Origin of the sequence: Ruminococcus callidus ATCC 27760, from assembly GCF_000468015.1 — a bacterium.
In the GTDB taxonomy this organism is placed as follows: Bacteria; Bacillota; Clostridia; order Oscillospirales; family Ruminococcaceae; genus Ruminococcus_C; species Ruminococcus_C callidus.
Genome location: NZ_KI260336.1, coordinates 29,284 through 49,410, shown reverse-complemented (window position 1 = coordinate 49,410; position 20,127 = coordinate 29,284). Strand labels below are relative to the sequence as shown.

At 54.3% G+C, this 20,127-nt stretch carries 19 protein-coding genes; 2 read left to right on the top strand and 17 right to left on the bottom strand.

The features are described from left to right. Positions 1-82: 82 nt before the first annotated feature. From RUMCAL_RS03780 to RUMCAL_RS03710, 15 genes are all read right to left on the bottom strand, one after another. Positions 83-712 (bottom strand): precorrin-8X methylmutase, encoded by a 630-nt coding sequence (locus tag RUMCAL_RS03780; RefSeq protein ID WP_040646867.1) that lies wholly within the window; start codon positions 710-712, stop codon positions 83-85. Further along, positions 678-1,454, bottom strand: coding sequence for a precorrin-6A reductase (gene cobK / locus RUMCAL_RS03775; protein WP_021681212.1), 777 nt, complete (start codon positions 1,452-1,454; stop codon positions 678-680). The genes RUMCAL_RS03780 and cobK overlap by 35 nt, the downstream gene beginning before the upstream one ends. Further along, positions 1,448-2,200, bottom strand: coding sequence for a precorrin-3B C(17)-methyltransferase (gene cobJ / locus RUMCAL_RS03770; RefSeq protein WP_021681211.1), 753 nt, complete (start codon positions 2,198-2,200; stop codon positions 1,448-1,450). Before cobJ ends, cobK begins: the two co-directional genes overlap by 7 nt. After that, positions 2,197-3,216 (bottom strand): cobalt-precorrin 5A hydrolase, encoded by a 1,020-nt coding sequence (locus tag RUMCAL_RS03765; protein ID WP_021681210.1) that lies wholly within the window; start codon positions 3,214-3,216, stop codon positions 2,197-2,199. Before RUMCAL_RS03765 ends, cobJ begins: the two co-directional genes overlap by 4 nt. Beyond that, a complete protein-coding gene (cobM, locus tag RUMCAL_RS03760; protein WP_021681209.1) occupies positions 3,213-3,968 on the bottom strand; it encodes a precorrin-4 C(11)-methyltransferase in 756 nt (251 codons plus the stop codon). The genes RUMCAL_RS03765 and cobM overlap by 4 nt, the downstream gene beginning before the upstream one ends. Further along, entirely contained in the window at positions 3,969-4,667 is a 699-nt protein-coding gene (gene cobI / locus RUMCAL_RS03755) for a precorrin-2 C(20)-methyltransferase (RefSeq protein WP_021681208.1), read from the bottom strand. 3 nt (positions 4,668-4,670) lie between these two features. Then, positions 4,671-5,876 (bottom strand): bifunctional cobalt-precorrin-7 (C(5))-methyltransferase/cobalt-precorrin-6B (C(15))-methyltransferase, encoded by a 1,206-nt coding sequence (locus RUMCAL_RS03750; protein ID WP_021681207.1) that lies wholly within the window; start codon positions 5,874-5,876, stop codon positions 4,671-4,673. Further along, positions 5,861-6,952, bottom strand: a complete 1,092-nt coding sequence (gene cbiD, locus RUMCAL_RS03745; protein WP_021681206.1) for a cobalt-precorrin-5B (C(1))-methyltransferase CbiD — start codon at positions 6,950-6,952, stop codon at positions 5,861-5,863. The genes RUMCAL_RS03750 and cbiD overlap by 16 nt, the downstream gene beginning before the upstream one ends. Continuing rightward, positions 6,949-8,466: a cobyric acid synthase gene (locus RUMCAL_RS03740; protein WP_040646862.1), complete on the bottom strand. Its 1,518-nt coding sequence runs from the start codon at positions 8,464-8,466 to the stop codon at positions 6,949-6,951. The genes cbiD and RUMCAL_RS03740 overlap by 4 nt, the downstream gene beginning before the upstream one ends. Further along, the gene (locus tag RUMCAL_RS03735; RefSeq protein ID WP_021681204.1) at positions 8,448-9,530 is read right to left on the bottom strand and encodes a pyridoxal phosphate-dependent aminotransferase; all 1,083 of its coding nucleotides are present in this window, start codon (positions 9,528-9,530) and stop codon (positions 8,448-8,450) included. Before RUMCAL_RS03735 ends, RUMCAL_RS03740 begins: the two co-directional genes overlap by 19 nt. A 515-nt stretch (positions 9,531-10,045) precedes the next feature. Further along, entirely contained in the window at positions 10,046-11,014 is a 969-nt protein-coding gene (gene cbiB / locus RUMCAL_RS03730) for an adenosylcobinamide-phosphate synthase CbiB (protein WP_021681201.1), read from the bottom strand. A gap of 10 nt (positions 11,015-11,024) precedes the next feature. Next, complete coding sequence (locus tag RUMCAL_RS03725; protein ID WP_021681200.1) at positions 11,025-11,405, bottom strand: bifunctional adenosylcobinamide kinase/adenosylcobinamide-phosphate guanylyltransferase; 381 nt, start codon at positions 11,403-11,405, stop codon at positions 11,025-11,027. Then, entirely contained in the window at positions 11,402-12,178 is a 777-nt protein-coding gene (locus RUMCAL_RS03720) for an adenosylcobinamide-GDP ribazoletransferase (RefSeq protein ID WP_040646861.1), read from the bottom strand. Before RUMCAL_RS03720 ends, RUMCAL_RS03725 begins: the two co-directional genes overlap by 4 nt. Continuing rightward, positions 12,132-12,704, bottom strand: a complete 573-nt coding sequence (locus tag RUMCAL_RS03715) for a bifunctional adenosylcobinamide kinase/adenosylcobinamide-phosphate guanylyltransferase (RefSeq protein ID WP_021681198.1) — start codon at positions 12,702-12,704, stop codon at positions 12,132-12,134. Before RUMCAL_RS03715 ends, RUMCAL_RS03720 begins: the two co-directional genes overlap by 47 nt. After that, positions 12,698-14,071 (bottom strand): cobyrinic acid a,c-diamide synthase CobB, encoded by a 1,374-nt coding sequence (locus tag RUMCAL_RS03710; RefSeq protein ID WP_021681197.1) that lies wholly within the window; start codon positions 14,069-14,071, stop codon positions 12,698-12,700. Before RUMCAL_RS03710 ends, RUMCAL_RS03715 begins: the two co-directional genes overlap by 7 nt. Before the next feature lie 438 nt (positions 14,072-14,509). Here RUMCAL_RS03710 and RUMCAL_RS03705 point away from each other — a divergent pair, with 438 nt between their 5' ends. Both RUMCAL_RS03705 and RUMCAL_RS03700 read left to right on the top strand, forming a co-directional pair. Next, complete coding sequence (locus tag RUMCAL_RS03705) at positions 14,510-15,901, top strand: MATE family efflux transporter (protein ID WP_021681194.1); 1,392 nt, start codon at positions 14,510-14,512, stop codon at positions 15,899-15,901. A gap of 83 nt (positions 15,902-15,984) precedes the next feature. Continuing rightward, the gene (locus RUMCAL_RS03700; protein ID WP_040646857.1) at positions 15,985-16,872 is read left to right on the top strand and encodes an AraC family transcriptional regulator; all 888 of its coding nucleotides are present in this window, start codon (positions 15,985-15,987) and stop codon (positions 16,870-16,872) included. A 95-nt stretch (positions 16,873-16,967) separates the two neighbouring features. On the opposite strand, the gene RUMCAL_RS03695 is transcribed toward RUMCAL_RS03700, so the two are convergent. Continuing rightward, positions 16,968-19,235, bottom strand: a complete 2,268-nt coding sequence (locus RUMCAL_RS03695) for an ABC transporter permease (RefSeq protein WP_021681192.1) — start codon at positions 19,233-19,235, stop codon at positions 16,968-16,970. 3 nt (positions 19,236-19,238) lie between these two features. Then, positions 19,239-19,937, bottom strand: coding sequence for an ABC transporter ATP-binding protein (locus tag RUMCAL_RS03690; protein ID WP_021681191.1), 699 nt, complete (start codon positions 19,935-19,937; stop codon positions 19,239-19,241). Between the last annotated feature and the right edge of the window lie 190 nt (positions 19,938-20,127).

Below are 20,127 nucleotides of genomic sequence, written 5' to 3'. Positions count from 1 at the left end.
GCCAGACGCTCTTTGTGCGGTATTGCCTTATATATTATATTTTGTGTTTGTGCTGAAAATTTCTCCGGTTCCAATTCTGTTTTTACCGGTACAGCTGATACAGCAACGCATTACAGATCGCCGCCGCCACATTGCTGCCGCCCTTTCGCCCCTTTGCCACAATATATGGCACCTGCTCCTGTGCCATGATCAGTTCCTTGGCTTCCACCACGTTGACAAACCCCACCGGCACGCCGATGATCAGCTTCGGCAGCAGCTTTCCTGCACGAATCAGTTCGTCCAGTTGTATCAGAGCTGTCGGGGCATTTCCCACTGCAAAAATCAAGTCCCCGTCCAGCCGGCATGCCTTTTCCATGGAAACCATTGCCCGCGTCACACCACGCACTCTGGCTTCCTCTGCCACGTCTGCATCGGACATGAAACAATACGCTTCGCACCCCAGCCCGTGGAGTGAACGCTTATTGATGCCGGAAAGTGCCATATTGGTATCCGTCACAATGTGTGCTCCCCTTTGCAGGGCTTCCAGTGCAGACGACACGGCATTTTCCGAAAAGCACAGATTTTCCGTGTAATCGAAATCGGCAGTCGTGTGGATCACCCGCTTGAGAATGCTCCGTTCCGGCTCCGGCAGTGTTACGCCGGTGAGGTGTTCCTCGATGATCGCCATGCTTCTCGCTTCAATGTCCATGGGTTTCTGATAGATCGGTTCCATAAAAATTCCTCCGGTACTGCTGCAATTGTGTTGCGACCTCTGCAATGGTGTGAACGGATTCCTCCGGTGCCGTGATCAGCACCACCGGAATCTGCATGGTCTTTGCTGCTGCAATTTTTTCTGCTACGCCGCCGCGTTTGCCGCTGTCCTTGGAAACCAGTACAGCAATCTGATATTCCCGCAGCAGCTTCTCCGTGTCCGCCTGCGAAAAAGGCGGCTTGGCATAGATACAATGTGCCTGAAACGGCTCCGTCAGGCGGCGGGAATCCGGTGTGTCCAGAATCCTCGCCCACCCCCGCACCGCAAATTCCGGCACATTTTCCGCATAAAATGAAAGGGTGTTTCCACCGGTGGTCAGCAAAATGTTTCCGGAAATTCCGGCGAGATAAGCTGCCGCCGCTTCTTTGGAATCCACCGGCACCAGCTTGTCATAGGCATACGTCATCTTCTGCCGTCCCAGCCGAAAATAAGGCAGCTGCAATTCGGTGCAGACCTGCCGCACGGTTTTTGTCACTTCCTGTGCAAAGGGGTGGGACGCATCAACCACGGCATGCATACCGCGGAGAGCCTGCCGGAACCCTTCCGTGTCCAGCCGTCCCACATGCACGGTGCAGTGCTGTCCCGCCAGAATTTCTTTCCCGTATGCCGTAGCAGCAAAGGCGGTGACAGTATCTTCCGCCGGCAGTGCCGCGATCAGTTCCGTAGCTTCGCTGGTTCCGGCAATGACAGCGATCTTCAACACGATTCCTCCCGTCTGACACAATAGCCGCGGGGCGTGATCATTTTGCCGTTCTGCACATAGGTCTGGGAATTGCCCACCAGCACCACACAGAACATATCCACCGGTTCTTCCGGCAGCTTTTCCAGCGTGGTGATCCAGGCCCGTTTCCCTTCCCGTCCCGCATTCCGGACAATGCCCACCGGTGTTTCCGGCTTGCGGTGCTGCTGTATCAGCTTTGCCGCTTCTGCCAGATACGCCGTGCGGGAACGGGATTTAGGATTATAAAGGCAGATGACAAAATCCGCCTCCGCCGCCAGTGCGACCCGCCGGTAGATCTGTTCCAGCGGTGTCATGCAGTCGCTCAGGCTGATAACGGCAAAGTCGTGCATCAGCGGTGCTCCCAGCACTGCCGCCGCCGCACTGGCAGCCGTGACACCGGCAACGGCAATTACTTCCACATCTGCCTGCATCTCCGCTGCAATTTCCAGCAGCACCCCAGCCATGCCGTAAATACCGCTGTCGCCGCTGGAAACCAGAGCTACTGTTTTTCCGGTCAATGCCGCTTCCACCGCAGCACGGCAGCGGTCTGCTTCTTTCCGCATGGGAGTGGCATAATATTGCAGTTCGGGGAACTGCTTTTCCAGCAGGCGGACGTATGTGGTGTAGCCCACGACCAGATCTGCCTGTGTCATAGCATCCACTGCCTGCTGTGTCATATACGGACGTTCTCCGGGTCCAAACCCGACAACATAAATTTTCGGTTTCATTGCCCTCGCTCCTTCCAATGCAGCGGCTCGATTGTTTTCCGACAGGCGGCAAACGTGACACCGCTGTACTTCACTTTTCCGGTCAGCACCTTCCCGCAGCCCGATGCCAGATAGGCAGAAGCCTCTGAAACAGAAGGCAGCCCTGTGACCTGCTGCACAAATGCCGATGCAGCAAAGGGATACGCACAAGCCTGAATATCTGCATCTGCCACGATCTCCAGCGGCAGGCGGTACTTCTCACACAGTGCCAGAATCGCCGGCTCTTCCCGCTTCAGCCCAATGGTCGCCAGCTTTTCCACTGCCGAAAGACTGAGGTGGTGCTCCTGCAAAAACGTCCGGAAGCACTGTTCCAGATGTGCCGGCGGGATCTGCTTTTTGCACCCCACCCCCAGCACCAGACTTTTCGGCCGCAGATAGAGTACATGGGGTGCCGCGACAGATTCCGTGGTATCTGCAATTGCCACAGCACAGGCATGCCGGGGCGTTTCGGAGAAAGGCTGTATCTGTACCGTTTCCGGAAACGCGTTCTTTTCCACCGGGAACGCTGTGCAAAGGGAAACCGGCTCTCCCGCCACCAATGCCCCGCTGATATATTTCAGTTCTTCCAGATTTTCGATAGTCAGATGATTTTCCTTGGCAAACAGATCGAACGCCGGCACGTGTTCCACGTCAGTCGCCGTGGTGATGACAGCTTCTCCGCCCAGATACGCCGCCGCCTGCTCTGCCATAGCATTGGCACCGCCCAGATGACCGGACAGCAGACTGATGACATGTTTTCCCCGCTGATCCAGCACCAGCACTGCCGGATCAGATGCCTTGGACTGCACCAGCGGAGCAATGGTACGCACCACGATACCTGTCGCCATGACAAACACCAGTGCATCACAGTCTGCAAACGCCCGCCGCACTGCTTCTGCAAAATCTGCCTTTGGTTCCACCATGCCGCCGAAGTGTGCCTGCAATTGTTCTGCCAGCTGTTTCCCCTGCGGTGTCAGCCAGAAATACGCCGTTTTCATGCTTCGGTACCCTTTCGGAATTCGTGGGTAAATGTTTTATCGTACAGCTTCGACAGGGCATAGGTGTCCCCCAGAAATTCGCCCACAGTCACCAGTGCAGTCTTGGTAATGCCTGCCGCCTGCACTTTCTCGGCAATGTCCAGAAGGGTTCCGGTCACGATTTTTTCCTCCGGCCAGCTTGCCTTGTACACCACTGCCACCGGTGTGGCTGCCGGATAAGCCGTCCGCAGCCGTTCCGCCAGCTCCGCAATACGTCCCACCGAAAGAAAAATAATCATGGTGGCACGGTGCTTCGCCAGTTCTTCCAGCCGTTCCCGTTCCGGAACCGGTGTTCTGCCCTCCATGCGGGTGAGGATCACCGTCTGTGTCACGTCCGGCAGGGTGTATTCCTTTTGCATTGCCGCAGCCGCAGCCAGAAACGAACTGACTCCCGGCACCACTGTATGAGGAATTCCCAGCTTGTCCAACGCGTCCAGCTGTTCCCGAATCGCCCCGTAAATGGAAGCATCGCCGGTATGGACACGGACAGTCATTTTCCCCTGTGCTTCTGTTTCCTGCATCACAGCAAGGACTTCTTCCAGTGTCATGCCGGCACTGTCGTACACCTGACAATCCGGCCTGCGGTCTGCCAGCACCGCGGGATTCACCAGCGAACCGGCATAAATAATTGTATCGGCGTTGTCGATCAGCCGCTTGCCTTTGACTGTCAGCAGTTCCGGATCACCGGCACCGGCACCTACAAAATATACCATTTACAGATCTCCTCCCTTGATGAGCAGTGTGGTAAAATATGAATACGGCTCCAGTTCCGGCTTGCCGATGTATTCCGACGGCATGCCCACATCGCGGAGCATGGTGGTATGTTCCAGCAGTCCCCGTTCCCGCAGCAGCGGCAGGAGCCACGCCATAGCACGTCCGGCTTTCATCACCACCAAATTGTCGAACTGTTCCAGTGCGGTTTCGACCGCTTCACGGGAATGCACTGCCGGCAGAATTTGCAGGGACTCACTGTTCTCGCAAAGGCTCTGCTGTGCCTTTGCCGCACCGGCACAAAAGGACGGCACACCGGCGATCACCTGTGTGGCATAGCCCTTTTCCGCCAGAAGCTGCCGCACATAGGAAGCTGTGCTGTAAACAGAAACATCACCCAGCGTCACCATTGCCACCTGCCTGCCGCTGTCCAGGGCTGTACAGACCGGCTGCAATACACCGGAACGAAGCCGTTCCCGATAGTCGTTGTGTGCCTGCATGGGAAACAGAATGTCCAGCCGTTCCGCATAGGAGAGGTCTGCCGCCTGTGCCGCAATGGCATATGCCGCAGATGTGCCGCCGGCTTTGGGAATGGGCGTGACGATGATGTCTGCCTGTTCCAGCACTGCCTTTGCCCGCAGAGTCATGTCCATCGGGTCACCTGCCCCAACGCCTACCGCATAAAAAATTCCTTGTTTCATGGTTTACTCCTTTGTCATGCACGAGAACAGCAGCACCGGATGATTGCCCTCCAGCACGTGATAATTTCCCACCGTTTTTCCGCAGCCGACTGCCAGCTGCACCACTTCGAACTGCGGCAGTTCCTGCAACAGCGGAAACAGTTCCGCCTGCGTTTCCATTGTCACCGCACTGGCGACCAGCCGTACCGGCTGCCGCAGCTGCCGCAGACCGGCAACCAGCTGTTTTGCCGCACCGCTGCTGCCGCCCAAAAAGACACAGTCCGGCACCGGCAAATGCTGCACCTGTTCTTCTGCCCTGCCGGCAATGATCTGCAAATTCTTCGTCTGAAACCGTGTCTTGTTCTGTTCCAGAATGTCCAGTGCCTCCGGCTTATACTCCACCGCGTAGACCTCCCCGAACGGACACATGCGGGCACATTCTATGGAAACGCTGCCTGTTCCTGCCCCCAGATCCCAGACGACCGCGTCCGGTTTCAGCCGCAGCTTGGACAGTATCACCGCACGGACTTCCTCCTTGGTCATAGGCGAACGATTCCGCAGAAATGCACTGTCCGGCAGCAGTCCCAGTCTGGTCACCGGCTTGGGAGCCGGATTCCGCACCGCCGCCACGCACAGTTCCGGATCGTCCAGTTCTGCCGCCTGTGCCGGTGTGCCGTGCCAGAGTTTCTGGGTGGGATAGGTCAGATCTGCCCCCACGAAAATTTCCGTATCCGACAGCCCGTATGCCAGCAATGCCGCCGCGATTTCCCGCGGTCCCTGCGTGCGGGAACAAAAGAAAAAAGTTTCCGCATGCTCCGAAACCGTGCAGGCAATGGTGCCGGCATGATACGCCCTGCCGTGAATGCTGCAAATCTTCGCCTGTTCCATCGTCAGCCCAAACGCCGCCCCCAACAGCTGCAGCGATCCCACGCCGGGGATCACCTGCATTTCCAGTTCCGGATACCGGTTCCGGAGCGTCCGGCAAAGGCTGTACAGCAGCGGGTCACCGGAAACCACAATGCCGATGCTCTCCCGTTCCAGCATTGCCGGAAGGGATTCCAGCAGTTCGGAAATATGTCCCATAGGCATGGTCTTTCTGATGTGGAGCAGTTCCAGAAACCGCGGAGAAGCAATGACCAGTTCCACTTCTTCCAGTGCTTTTTTTGCTGCCGGCAGCAGATACTCCGCCGTGCCGCTGCCGCCTCCGGCAAGAATCAGTTTGTGCCGCATGTCAACCACGCCTTTCTGATGGAATCCGTCTGGCTGCTCTCCGCCAGAATCCTGTCATTTTCGTCCAGCAGCAGCAGCCCCACCTGTATTTTTCCATGGGTACGCCGCATGCAGTTTTCGCAGACCTTCTCTGCAATGGTATGCCAGACCTGCTCCGCAAGGGGATAGGTACAGAGCAGTTCCGTCATGTCCCGTGTGGTGTTACACTGATACAGCTGCTGCACCTGTGCACGGGACGCTCCGGCAAGTGCCGCATGGGTGCAGATCACTTCCCGCTGTCCGCCGGCAGTGTGACTGTGCAGATACATAATATCCGCTGCCGGCTTCACCAGCTTTCCCGTCCGGCCTGCCAGCAGCACATGGGTAAAGCCCAGTTCTTCTGCACAGTCCAGCAGATATCCCAGATAATTGCTGCAAAGCACAATGGCTTTTCCCTGCGGATACTGCCGCTTCAGAAATGACTCTCCCGCATAGCCCGTCACAAAGGCACAGGCGGTGCCGTACTCCTGCCGGCACATGGACAATTCCAGGTACAGGGTTTCCCGTATGGCTTCTTCGCTCATGGGACGGACGATGCCGGTGGTGCCCAGTATGGAGATTCCGCCGGTAATGCCCAGCCGTCCGTTGAATGTTTTTTCTGCGATCACTTCCCCGTTGGGCACGGAGATCGTCACCACTGCACCCTTTTCTCCAATGACAGACCGCACTGCCTTTTCGATCATCTGCCGCGGCACCGGATTGATTGCCGGTTCTCCCACCGGCAGTTTCAGCCCTTTTCGGGTGATCGTCCCCACACCAGTTCCGGCACGAAACTGCACGGCTCCGGCAGCGGGAAGAATCTCCACAGAAGCCGTCACCAGACAGCCGTTGGTTTCGTCCGGATCGTCGCCGCCGTCTTTCTGCACACCGCAGGTATAGGCTTCTTCTGCCTGTATTTCCAGATGCAGCAGCTTTCCTGCCGGCACTTCCAGTTCGACCCACTCCGGACACTTGCCGGAAGTCTGCCACAGCACTGAGGCAAAACTTGCCGCCGCCGCACAGGAACCGGTCGTGTATCCTTCCCGCAGCTGCTTCATGGCATTTTCCCCCAGCTGTTCAGAATGTCGTAGATTTTCGGCATGTCCAGATGCTCCCGCAGCAGATCAGCCAGCTTATTGTATTCCTGTTCCTTTTTCGCCGCAAAGTCCACCGCCGGCACTGTCGTTCCGGAAATGCCCTTTTTCTCCAACAGCAGCTGCACCAGCTTCTGCGTCAGTTCCGGCGTGTCGAAAATGCCGTGCAGATATGTGCCGCAAACTGTGCCGTCTGCACAAACACAGCCGTCCTTTCTGCCGTCTGTCAGCATGGCAAAAGGCTGTGCCGTTTCCGTGTACACCGTTTCGCCCATGTGAATTTCGTATCCCCGCACAGCACAGCCGGAAAGCAGTTCCAGCTGTCCGGACAAACAGGAAACCATTCCGGCAGTCTGAGCACGATGCTTTTCCGGTCGGAAAACGGTTTCCACATCGAGCAGCCCCATGCCACGGAGTTCGCCGCCGTCTTCCACCTGTTCCGGATCGCAGAGCCGTTTTCCCAGCATCTGAAAACCGCCGCAGATACCCATGAGGAACACGCCTTTTTCGTGGCATTTCAGCAGTTCCGCCTCCAGTCCGCTTTGCCGCAGCCAGCGGAGATCTGCCATTGTGCTCTTGGTGCCTGCAAGAAGGATCATGTCCGGTGTGCCCAGTTCACCGCGTCGGGAAACATACCGCACCGACACGCCCTCCACCTGTTCCAACGCTTCGAAATCCGTAAAGTTGGAAATGCGGGGAAACCGGATAACCGCCACGTCCAGCAGAGATTCCGCCGCCGCTTCCCGTCGGGAAAGCCGTTCGGAAAGGCTGTCCTCATCGTCCAGTTCCAACGGCAGATACGGCACCACGCCCAGCACGGGAATACCAGTCAGTTCCTCCAGCATAGTCAGCCCCGACTTCAGGATTTCCACATCTCCGCGGAATTTGTTGATGACAATACCCCGAATCCGGCGGCGTTCCGCATCGTCCAGCAGCATGATCGTACCATAAAGTGATGCAAACACGCCGCCGCGGTCAATATCCCCCACCAGAATCGCCGGAGAATCCGAGAGTTCCGCCATGCCCAGATTGACAATGTCCACTGACTTGAGATTGATCTCCGCCGGACTGCCGGCACCCTCCAGTACGATGATGTCGTTTTCCGCTGCCAGAGCGTGATAGGCTTTCAGAATGTAGGGAATCAGTTCCTGCTTTTTCGTGTAATATTCCTGTGCACGCATGGTGCCATAGATTTCGCCGTTGACGATCACCTGCGAGCCGCTGTCGCTGGTGGGCTTCAGCAAAATCGGATTCATGCGAACGTCTGGTGCAATACCTGCCGCTTCCGCCTGCATCACCTGTGCCCGTCCCATTTCCATGCCGTCTGCGGTGATATAGGAATTGAGTGCCATGTTCTGGGATTTGAACGGGGCTGTCCGGTAGCCGTCCTGCCGGAAGATCCGGCAAAGCCCTGCCGTGACAAAACTTTTTCCGGCAGACGACATTGTCCCCAGTACCATTAGTGATTTTGCTGCCATAGCAAGCCCTCCTCGCCCAGAATGCACCGCAGACAGTGCAGCAGATATTGATTTTCCTCCGGCAGCCGCACAGCTGCACGATAATAAGTCGCGTCCAGTCCGTCATAGGTATCGCAGTGCCGCAGCAAGATTCCGTAGGGCAGCAGCTGCCTGTCCAGATCCGGACATTGTTCCGCCTGAAAGAACACGTAATTGGCACTGGGTTTCCACATACGGAACCCCAGTTTTCCCAGTTCGTCAAACAGCCGCCAACGCTCATTTTGCAGAAATTCCAGCGACATTTTCCGATAGTCCTCCGCCGACAGTGCCGCGATGCCGGCAGCTTCTGCCAGCAGATTGACCGACCACGGCTGTCCGGTGTGTGCGATTTTTGCCGTCACTTTCTGATCGGAACAGATGCCGTAACCCAGCCGAAGACCGGCAAGGGCGTACAGTTTCGTCAGGGATTTCAGCACCAGCACATGTGGAAACTCCGACAGCCGCGGAATCATGGAAACAATGTCCGGCTCTGTTTCCGCCATATCGCAGAAGCACTCGTCCAGCAGGACAAAGACGTGCTTTTCTGCGGCAAGATGCAGGAGCTGTTCCAGCAGTGCCGGTGGGATTCCGGTTCCTGTGGGGTTATTGGGATTACACAGCACCAGAAAGTCATAATTTCCCTGCCGCAGTTCGTCCAGCAGGGCAGGCGTGATCTGATACGGAAACGGCATATTCCAGTGTGTCACGTGGCAGCCGGCTTCGTGGAGTGCCGCTTCGTACTCTGAAAATGCAGGAACCGGCAGCAGGGCGTGCTGCGGTTTCAGAGCATGGGCGATGCGAAAGATCACATCAGCACCGCCATTACCGCAGACGATTTCCGCCGGCAGTCTGCCATGGAATTCCGCCAGTGCCTGCCGCAGTTTTTGCTGGGCGGGATCGGGATAGTGCACCAATGCACCGACAGCACGCTGAACGGCATGCTGCACTGTTTCCGGCACGCCGAACGGGTTGATATTTGCCGAAAAGTCCAGCCATTCGGCGGAACATTCCGGATTTTGATAGATATTTCCGCCATGTTTCGGCATAAACACACCTCCCTACGGCGAGTCGCCGCTGACCCTACGCCCCAATTTCAACTGTAAAAGGGTAGTGTTACGGCGGCAGCCGCCGCCTGTTACCCCGCCGGGGGATTTTTGTTGATCGAAAAATGTTATATCTTCGGGCGATATTTGACCTTATAGTGCAAGTGAAACGCGAACTCTTTTCTCTTTTCTTTTTTTGCTTCTTTTTTTCTTTTCAGTAAAGAAAAAAAGAAGCGTAACTCCTTGTGAAATCGGTTGTACATGAAAGATGATAAACAGATAAACTTGCAAACGCCGTATCAAATAAAGTTGACCGCCTGCACCAGAAAACACCAGAATATCAACACTGCCAATACAGGCAAGGGCAACAATCGGCGTTGGAAAGCCACAGGCAGACAGCGAGGAACGAGCGAATTCCGCCGGACGGTTTCAACACGACTGCCCTAGAAGCTACACTTCACAGGAGAACCTCTCCACCCTTTTTCATGGATGGCATACATGGCAAACTCGGTTTTCACTTACCGCAGCAGCAAAACTACAACCAGCCGCAGCAGACCAAATCCCAGCAGTGACAGCCCCGATGCCGCCAGCATCATGCCATTGGTACGGGGAATGTCCTCCGGTTCTGCCGGTCTGTCTGCATTTCCGATCGTTGGCTTTTCCACCACTTCCCCGAAATAGACATGGGTGCCGCCCAGCTGAATGCCCAGTGCTCCCGCTGCCGCGGACTCTGTCTGTGCAGAGTTCGGGGAAAGGTGGTTGTTTCGGTCACGGCGAAAAATCCGCCATGCTCCCTTTCCGTCCAGTCCCAGAAGAAACGCGGAAACAGTCAGCAGCACACCGCAGATACGGGCAGGCAGCCAGTTTACCGCATCGTCTGTTTTTGCCGATGCCCTGCCGAAAAAGAGGTACTTTGCATTGCGGTAGCCCACCATGGAATCCAGCGTATTGATTGCCTTATAGCAAAACCCCAGCGGCACGCCGCCCAGCAGCAAGTAAAACAGCGGTGCAGTCACGCCGTCAGAGGTATTTTCCGCAACCGTTTCCACACAGGCTTTCGTCACTTCTTCAGCAGAAAGCTGTGACGTTTCCCGTCCTACCAGATAGGAAAGCTGCGTTCTGGCACCGGACAAATCGCCAGCCGCCAGAAACCGATACACTTTCCGGCTCTCCTGCTCCAGACAACGTGCTGCCAGAATCTGATACGACCAGAACGTGTGCAGCACAAACCAGAGCCAGAACGAAATATGATACGCCAGCAGCAGGATTCCGCCGGACAACAGCAGGCTGCACAGGGGAATGCAGACCGCCAGAATCACGCCTGCCTTTGTTTCCCCTGCCGGCGTTTGCGGGAACTTTTGCCGGAGAAATTTTTCCAGCCGCGAAATGCTTTTCCCGATCAGCACCACAGGGTGCGGCAGCCAGACCGGATCCCCGAAGCAGAGATCCAGCAAAAATCCCAACGCAACACTCAACAATATCCACATGGTTCTGCTCCTATTTCAGCTGCATGCCCAGACCGCAGCAGACACGTTCCACCGTTTCTGCACATTCTGCCAACAATCTGTTGAAATGTCCCACGGCTTCCCGCAGCTGCCGCTGCTGCGGGGTGACAGGCACCAGACCGCAGCCCACTTCCTGCGTGATGAGCACTGCATTCTGCCACCGTTCCAGCCATGGCAAAATTTCCGTACACGGTTCCTTTCCCTGCTCCAGCCACGGATTCACCAGCTGCTCCGCATGCAGGATCAGCCGCTGCCCGTTCCACCGGGCAAGCGGTTCTGCCGCCGCATCAAAACAGTCCGATTCTGTCAGCTGATAGTTCTGCATGGCGTAGGCAGTTCTGCCGTTGGCATAGCCGCCGAGAATCAGTTTCACGCCAGAACACCTCCCAGCAGAGCTGCTCCCAACAGGTACACGGTTTCACTCAGCACCAGGAAAAAGCCTGCCAGATCGCCGGTGATACCGCCAAACTGCTTCTTCGCCATGTGAGAACAGCCCCAAAAGACGAACAGTCCCAGCCAGACCAGCACCACTGCCAGCCAGCCCCAGAACCACACCAGCAGCAGACCGGTAATGCCGTACTCGATAAGCAGCAGCACACGAACATATTTGCCGGCATTTTCCCCGAATGTTTTCACCAGCGAACTGGTCGGGGCAACGGGCAGCGTCGTAACGGCAATCCCGCTCAGACAGCGTGTCAGCAAAAATCCGCCTGCCAGCAGCCAGACCACATTCCGCCCCTGTGTCTGATACAGCTGCACATACGAACCGAAGCTGACCAACAGCACCAGTATTACGCTGAACACCGCAAAAGGTCCACAGTTGGGGTCTTTCAGAATCCGCAGTTTTTCCTCCTGCGGACGGCGGGAATAGAGAGCATCTGCCGTATCACAGAAGCCGTCCAGATGAATGCCGCCGGTAATCAGCACGCCGCTTGCCACTGCCAGCACGCCAAACAGCACACTGCTGACATGCAGCAAGCCGCAGACCAGCCAGACCAGCCACAGCCCTACCCCGCAGAGCAGCCCCACCAACGGGAAAAACACCATTGCATTCCGCAGATTTTTCTCAGTCCAGTTCAAACACTTTACCGGAATCGCACTATACATGGAAAGTGCGATCAGCAAAGATTCCAGCCATGATTTCATGATATAACGATTCTCCTTTCCAGATCACCGGCAGACCGGCACAGCATTCTGCCACAACGTCTGCCTCCGCCCCGAGGGCACAGTTGATGTTTCCCAGATTTTGCAGGTATGCCTGCATGGCAGGGTCAGCCGGCGTGCCGTCAGAAAACACCTCATTGGTCACAATTACCAGATGCCGCACATTCCGGTACAGAGCATGCACCCCGTCCAGAACCGCCTGCACCGGTGCTCCGGTATCTCCGCCGAACTGCTCATTTGCCACCAGATTACTCAAACATTCCAGCAGTGCTGTTCCGTCCGGCGGCAGTGCTGCTGCCGCTTCTGCCAGATGCACAGGGGCTTCCACTGTCTGAAAGCCCTTTCCGGCACGCTGCCGCCGGTGGCGGTCGATGCGGTCGCGGCACTCCTGATCCCATACCTGCATCGTTGCCACATACCAGAACGGCATGCGTTTCAGCTGCATGCTGATACGCTCCGCCAGCAGGGACTTTCCGCTGCCGGCACCGCCTGTTACCAGAATCAGCATATGCCACCTCTTTTCTTCCGATACGCCCGACAAGCCGCGGCAAACTGCATGGGAAATTCCGGATTAGCGGGAAAATACAAGTGCGGGAATCCGCCAATGATGTTTCCCCGACACTGCATTGCCTCCCACGTTTTCCCATTGGGACGCTGCACCAGAAATGCGTTGCCGTTCGCCGTGCTGTCGGCATAGTGGAACTCGTGAGCCGGAATCGATGCTCCTGCCCTTCCGAACACGGTGTCCTGCCGAGCTGTCAGCGTGACATACCCGAACCGGCAAAGGCGTTCTCCCAGTGCCGCATCTCCGGACAGCAGTCCCGCCATGGGATAGCGTATGCCGTCTTTTCCAGCCATAGACTGCTGCAAGTACAGAAAGCCGCCACATTCTCCCCAGATCGGGATACCAGTTTCGGCTGCCTGCCGCAGGGATTCCAGAAACAACGTGTTGCCGCTAAGCTGGGGCAGGTACAATTCCGGATAACCGCCGCCAAAATACAAGCCGTCTAGATTTTCCGGAAGGGCTGCATCTTCCAGCGGCGAAAACGGCACCAATTCTGCACCATAATGCTCCAGCAGTTCCAGATTTTCTGCATAGTAAAAGCAGAATGCCCGATCCTGTGCGATACCCAGCCGAAATGACGGCTGCGGCTTTGACAGCAGCGGCACTTCCGGCAGCGGCGGTGCCTTGCGTGCGAGTTCCAGAATCTGATCCAGCTGCATGGTTTCTTCCGCAGTCTTTCCCAGAAGCCGGACTTTTTCGTCCAGTCGGGACACCTCTCCCGCTGTCATCAGCCCAAGGTGGCGGCTTTCCAGCTGCACCTCCGAAAGCTGCGGCAGACAGCCCAGCACCGGCAAGCCGGTTTCCCGTTCCAGAATCTCCCGATAATAGGCAGCCATGCCGCGGCGAACCCCGTTCAGCAAAATGCCGCAGATCGGGTTCGGTGTCCGGAACGTCTGGAATCCGCGGCACACTGCCGCTATGGAACAGCCCATACCTTGGGGATTTACCACCAGCAGCGTGGGGAGTTCCAGCCAGTCCGAAACGGTGTAGGCACTGGCCTGCTCCGTGCCGCCGATGCCGTCATAATAGCCCATTGCCCCCTCGAAGATCGTGCAGTCCGCATCTGCACTAACACGGGAAACCAGTTCCCGCATGGCAAAACGGGACAGAAAAAAAGGATCGGCATGGTATGCCGGTCTTCCGGTAATATGACTATGAAACATGGGGTCGATATAGTCCGGTCCGCACTTCAGGCTCTTCACACGCATGCCGCGGGCACAGAGGGCAGACAGCAGTGCTGCGGTAACTGTAGTTTTTCCGGTGCCGCTGCCGACTGCACTGATCAGCAGCCGTGGGATCGTTCTCTGCATGTGCAAATGCTCCTTTCGCAGATTGGGTACACTTTTATTATATCATATCTGTTGATGTTGTTCAAGTGCCATACTGGTCTTGTAAAAAATTCTTTTCTTTTTTCTCCGGCAGCTTGACAAGCAGATATTTTTATGATATGATCGGAGCAACATCAAAATCGTACAATTTGTGCACGATTTTGAAATCGATACCACATATTCTGCAAAACGTTTTTCAAATCCCTTGAATTTGTACGATTGTTATAATGATTCAGCGGAATGTTATAGAAATCGAATTTTCTTTGTCTTATAATATCAAACGAATCCGGAACAAGACGTGTTGCTCTGCTCCGGAAATACACCTGAGGCAATACCACACAAAGATTGTGCGACAGATGCTCTTTGTGCGGTATTGCTCTGAATTTGTTTGAAAAAAATCAAAGAAAAGGAGAATGACATATGACACAAAGCAATCGTGCAGAATTCCGGAAAAAACTGCTGCATCTGATGATCCCGATCTCTCTCCAGCAGCTGATGATGGCACTGGTCAATGCCTCAGACGCATTTATGCTGGGTTTTGTCAGTCAGGATGCTCTCTCGGCAGTATCCCTCGCCGGACAGATCCAGTTCGTATATTCCCTGTTCTTGTTTGCCATTACTGCCGGCGTTTCCATTTTCGCCGCACAGTACTGGGGGATCCGCAACAAGCGTGCCGTGGAAAAGACACTGGGCATTGGGCTGGCATTCTCCGTTCTGCTGTCCCTGCCGTTCACCATTGGTGCAACGTTCTTTCCGGAACAGCTGATGCGGGCATTTGCATCGGATCCTGTGCTGATCGCAGACGGTGCGGAATATCTGCGGGTAGTGGGCGTTTCCTATTTGCTGCTCAGTGTTTCGCAGATCTACCTGTGCATTCTGAAGAACTGCGGCAACGCCGTTCTGAGTGCAGTCATCAGTTCTGTTTCCGTAGTCATCAATATCATTCTGAATGCAGCCTTTATTTTCGGTATCGGCTTTTTCCCGAAAATGGGTATTGCCGGTGCTGCCATTGCAACAGTTATCGCCAAGGTCATTGAACTGGCATGGGCACTGCTGGTCATGATGAAGAAGGACAGCGTAAAGATCCGGCTGGGCTGGGCGATTCGTCCGGACAAGGTGCTGCTGCGGGACTTCTGGAAATACACTGCCCCGATCCTCGGTGACGAACTGATGTGGGGACTGGGCTTCACCATGTACTCCGTCATTATGGGACACATGGGCAGCGATGCCGCAGCCGCAAACTCCATTGCCAACATCGTCAAGAATCTGGTCATCTGCTTCTGCACCGGCATTGCCACCGCAAGCGGCATTATGGTGGGAAGCCTGCTGGGACAGGGCGAACTGGAAAAGGCAAAAGAATACGGCAGAAAGCTTTCCAAGACTTCTATTTTTGCTGGTGTGATCGCCGGTGTGATTATTCTGGGTGTGATCCCCTTTACGCCGCTGTTCTCCACTCTGACAGATACCGCCAAGGGCTATCTCCGTGTGATGCTGGTGGTCTGCTCCTACTATGTCATCGGAAAGTCTATCAACATGACGGTGATCTCCGGCATCTTTGCAGCCGGCGGCGATTCCAAATTCGGCTTTATCTGTGACGGCATCACCATGTGGTGTGTCACCGTTCCCATTGGTCTGATTGCGGCGTTCGTTCTGAAACTGCCGGTACTGACCGTTTATATTCTGATCAACGTAGACGAGATCATCAAGCTTCCGGCAGTGCTCAAGAACTACCGCAAGCACAACTGGGTAAAGAATCTGACACGACAGGAACCGGCGGCAGAGCCGGAAGCCCTGGCACAGGCAGCCGCGTGAAGAATTAGGGCAATACCGCACAAAGCCCGCCTGACGGCTTTATTCAGTGTTTCCTTAGCAAAGAGATGAAAGGAGCCTTCCACATGTACAGTGCACTGGAACTGACAGACAACAAATCGGAAATTATCCAATACAATGTTCCGAATCTGCCGATCAAAGCTTCCCATTTTTCACAGGAGGACTATCCCTCACTCTCCATTGTCAATCACTGGCATACCGAATTTGAGTTCATCTACGTCAAAAACGCTCCCATGTGGTACAGCGTCAATGGCGAACAGTGCAGGCTGCTGCCGGGGCAGATGATCTTTGTAAATTCCGGACAGATGCACTATGGATACTGGGAAAAATCCAGCAACTGGGTTTATGACTGTGTCCTGTTCCCGCCGACGCTTGCAACGAATCCCGTTACCAAAGACCTGCTGGACGCGGTGATCCACCATGCTCCGCCATATCTGATCCTGCACCCTGAAATCGCCGCGGAAAAGGCGATCATCACCGATGTCTGCGAACTGTTTCAGTGTGCATCTGTTCAGCAGGAGGGATACACGCTGCTGCTGTTCAGCTGCATCTACCGCATCTGTCACGCCCTGTGGAATCTGACACAGAACAACACCGAACCCTGGGAACCCAACGACAGCAAGCGGCTGGAAGCCATGCACAAAATGGTAGGCTTTATCCAGCAGAAGTACGGCAGCAAAATCGCATTACAGGACATCGCCGCAGCAGGGTACGTCTGCCGCAGCAGCTGCTGCTCCATTTTCAAGGAATACCTGAACCAGACACCCAATGCTTATCTGACGGAATACCGCATTTCCAAGAGCATCGAACTGCTGTCCAATCCGGATCTGAGCGTGACGGAAATCGCCATGCAGTGCGGATTCAGCGGCTCCAGCTATTTCACAGAAACATTCCGCAAAGCAATCGGCTGTACACCGTCTGACTACCGCATGCGGAAACAGCAGCGGCGGTGATTTCCGGTTTATAATAAGCAAGAAAAAGCAATACCGCAGGAGGAGTTTTCCCCTTGCGGTATTGCTTTTTTGATTGGTGAATATAATACTATAGTTTATTCCACATTTTTCAGTGCGTCACTCATCGGAATCTTTTTCACCTTCCGATTCAGCAGGAACGCAACGATTGCATAGCAGATAATACCTGATGCAGCAACTTTCACGTAAGTGACTGCCGGCATATAATAGGTGATCCAGCCGGAGTATTCAAAGAATACCACTTCTACGACTTCTTTCATCACCAGACTGGAAATCGGTATGGTAATGAGAATACACAGTATTACCACGATCGTCGTGGAGTGCAGATAGATGCGGTTGATCTCCCGATTGTTGTACCCCAGAATTTTGACCATAGAGATCGACTGGGCATTCTTTTCGATGATGATCTTCGACAGCAGATAGAGGATCAGCACGAACATCAGTGCCCCGAATACCAAGAACAGATTCATCATGCTGCCCATAGAGCGAATCAGCTGACGGGAAGTCTTTGTCAGATCGTCTACTGTGATCTCTGTGGAAATCAGGGCATCGTCAATGTCCTTGATCTTCTGGTCAGAGAAGTAGGCGTTAAAGTAATCGCTGTCGTAATCGAACGTCTGACGGAACAGATCCTGTTCCATAAAGACGGCAATGGTGGACGGATAATCGTAGATGCCGCCGACCTCAAACTTGTACTTGTCGCTGCCATAGGGGTCTTTCAGGGTTATGGTGTCACCCTTTTCCACGCCGTACTTTTCTGCATAGGCAGTGGAAATATCTACTTTTTTTCCGGAAGAGTGCAGCTTGACATAGTCGCTGTCCGGCTTTACGCCGTACAGGGAAACGCTTTCACTGCTGCGTTTCTCCGGCAAGGTGTCCAGACTGCCGAAGCAGAATTTTTCTGCCCCGCCGGTTTCTGTTTCTGCCGGTGTTTTCAGAATATACTGATATGCAGAAAGCACATTGTCGGTAATGGTATTCTGATAATGTGCCAGCATCGGCTGTAGGATCATTCCGAACATAAGGATGAAGTTGGCAAAGAATACGCCGAAAAAGATCATGACATGGTTCGGAAAGTTCTGGAAAATCACACGCATCTGAAAGCGACGCATGATCGGAATTTTGGTATTCAGGCGGAATGCCTTTTTCTTCATCCGCTTGGACAGGTCGCGGCGAATGAATTGCAGCGGCGAGATTCGCATCTTGACAGTCAGCATCACAAAATTAATGATGAACAGCAGGATCAGCGGGATCACTGTCGTCAGCACAAATGCCTGCGGATTGAGCAGAACTTCGTAAGTGGTCAAGCCGTAGCTTGCGAGGTACTGGTTGGCGAATATCTGTTCCAGCCATGTATACCCCAGCACATTTCCCACAACTGCGGCAACCAGCAGCACCAGCATCGGCATGATCAGATAATGCCGCACCATTTCTCCGCGGGAATAACCGGAAGCACGAAGCGTACCAATGACATTCGCTTCCTTGGTGATGTTGTTGGAAATGGTAATGGAAAACACGAATGCCAGAATCACAATGACGATATACAGGAATGCCAGAATCATGGACATATCGCCGCCCATATCATCGCCGGCAAAAATAATCGCCTGATTGAGATACTCCGGCAGGAAATTGGTCAGCATGCCGTTCTCTGCCAGAATCGGCATCAGATCTTCCGCCATGTCCTTGGCTTCGGCATCGTCCTCCGGTGCAGTGTCATAACTCCAGCTGTAGTTATAGTACAGGTGGTTTTCCCGCAGGGCTGCAAACCCTGCATCTGTCATGACGCCGACACCGAACTTGTCGTTATCGAACATCATATCCGAGGCGTTCTGGTACAGTGTGGAATAATCCGAGAGAGCCACAATGCCGGAAATGGTCAGGTCTTTTCCGGCAACGCCGAACTTGTCGCCAATTTCCAGATCATGGTTCTTGGCATAGAGCCGGTCAATTGCCACGTCAGTGTCCGCCTTGGGCATATCGCCGTCCAGCAGGCACACCTTGTCGATGTCGTTTCGTTCTCCGAACGCACGGAATGTGCTTTCGAAATCGTCCGTGTCTTCTTCTTTGTAAAAGTTGGCATAGACCTTGACCTTGCCGTCTTTTTCGATTGCGGCAATGGCATCGTCAGAAGCTTCTTCCGCATACGCAAAGTTGCCGTCTTCGATATTGTACTTGTCGAAAGCGTCCAGATAAGCCGTATGCAGACTGGTATCTGCTACCAGAAAACCGGAAACCAGAGAGATCACCATGATAAAAAACAGAAAGATCACCAGATACTTTCCGAATTCGCTTTTCAGTTCCCGCGGCAGCCGTCGGTTCAATGGATTTTTCATCTTTTTCGTCATCGGTCACCACTCCAATTCTGCTGCCGGAATTTTGGTTTCGTTGACAAAATTCTTACGGATTTTTCCGTCACGCAGCTTCACCACGCGGTCTGCCATATTTTGCAGAGCATCGTTATGGGTAACCATGACAACTGTATTGCCGTACTTGCGGCTGACATCTTCCAGCAGCTTCAGGATCTCCTTGGAAGTGTGGTAGTCCAGTGCACCGGTCGGTTCGTCGCACAGCAGAATATCCGGATTCTTGACAACGGCTCTGCCGATCGCCGTCCGCTGCTGCTGTCCGCCGGAAAGCTGATTCGGCAGCTTGTGGCGGTGCTCATACAGCCCCAGCGTTTTCAGCAGGTCGTCTACGTCCAGCGGATTGTCGCTCAGGTACGCACCGACTTCCACATTCTCCTTGATATTCAGGTTCGGGATCAGATTGTACATCTGGAAAATATACCCCAGATGCTTCCGGCGGTACAGCGTCAGATTCTTTTCGTTCATTTCCCCAATGGTTTCCCCGTGAATGGTAATCTTGCCGCTGTCCGGCGTTTCAATGCCGCCGATGATGTTCAGCAGCGTGGATTTTCCGGAACCGGAAGGCCCCAGCAATACACAAATCTCGCCTTTTTCAATGCTGATGTCAATGCCCCTGAGCACATCGACACGGCTTTCACCCTCTCCGAAATGTTTCTTGATTTGTTGAATCTCTAAAAACATGTCACACCGTCCTCTTTTTGAAAAAACTTTGTTTGGAAATTAGTTTTCGCTAACCCACGTGTACGATTATCGGGAAGCACTGCATGGGATCACATGTGGTGCTTCCCGATGGTTAGCTTTTTCTAACTAAGAATAGTATACCATAGCTGGCGGAAATTGTCAAGGCAATACCGCACAAAGATTGTGCGAC

Coding starts and splice junctions, on each gene's coding strand:
- RUMCAL_RS03780 (WP_040646867.1), bottom strand. CDS start 712: ATGGAACCGATCTATCAGAAACCCATGGACATTGAAGCGAGAAGCATG.
- cobJ (WP_021681211.1), bottom strand. CDS start 2,200: ATGAAACCGAAAATTTATGTTGTCGGGTTTGGACCCGGAGAACGTCCG.
- RUMCAL_RS03765 (WP_021681210.1), bottom strand. CDS start 3,216: ATGAAAACGGCGTATTTCTGGCTGACACCGCAGGGGAAACAGCTGGCA.
- cobM (WP_021681209.1), bottom strand. CDS start 3,968: ATGGTATATTTTGTAGGTGCCGGTGCCGGTGATCCGGAACTGCTGACA.
- cobI (WP_021681208.1), bottom strand. CDS start 4,667: ATGAAACAAGGAATTTTTTATGCGGTAGGCGTTGGGGCAGGTGACCCG.
- RUMCAL_RS03750 (WP_021681207.1), bottom strand. CDS start 5,876: ATGCGGCACAAACTGATTCTTGCCGGAGGCGGCAGCGGCACGGCGGAG.
- cbiD (WP_021681206.1), bottom strand. CDS start 6,952: ATGAAGCAGCTGCGGGAAGGATACACGACCGGTTCCTGTGCGGCGGCG.
- RUMCAL_RS03740 (WP_040646862.1), bottom strand. CDS start 8,466: ATGGCAGCAAAATCACTAATGGTACTGGGGACAATGTCGTCTGCCGGA.
- RUMCAL_RS03735 (WP_021681204.1), bottom strand. CDS start 9,530: ATGCCGAAACATGGCGGAAATATCTATCAAAATCCGGAATGTTCCGCC.
- cbiB (WP_021681201.1), bottom strand. CDS start 11,014: ATGTGGATATTGTTGAGTGTTGCGTTGGGATTTTTGCTGGATCTCTGC.
- RUMCAL_RS03720 (WP_040646861.1), bottom strand. CDS start 12,178: ATGAAATCATGGCTGGAATCTTTGCTGATCGCACTTTCCATGTATAGT.
- RUMCAL_RS03715 (WP_021681198.1), bottom strand. CDS start 12,704: ATGCTGATTCTGGTAACAGGCGGTGCCGGCAGCGGAAAGTCCCTGCTG.
- RUMCAL_RS03710 (WP_021681197.1), bottom strand. CDS start 14,071: ATGCAGAGAACGATCCCACGGCTGCTGATCAGTGCAGTCGGCAGCGGC.
- RUMCAL_RS03705 (WP_021681194.1), top strand. CDS start 14,510: ATGACACAAAGCAATCGTGCAGAATTCCGGAAAAAACTGCTGCATCTG.
- RUMCAL_RS03700 (WP_040646857.1), top strand. CDS start 15,985: ATGTACAGTGCACTGGAACTGACAGACAACAAATCGGAAATTATCCAA.
- RUMCAL_RS03695 (WP_021681192.1), bottom strand. CDS start 19,235: ATGACGAAAAAGATGAAAAATCCATTGAACCGACGGCTGCCGCGGGAA.
- RUMCAL_RS03690 (WP_021681191.1), bottom strand. CDS start 19,937: ATGTTTTTAGAGATTCAACAAATCAAGAAACATTTCGGAGAGGGTGAA.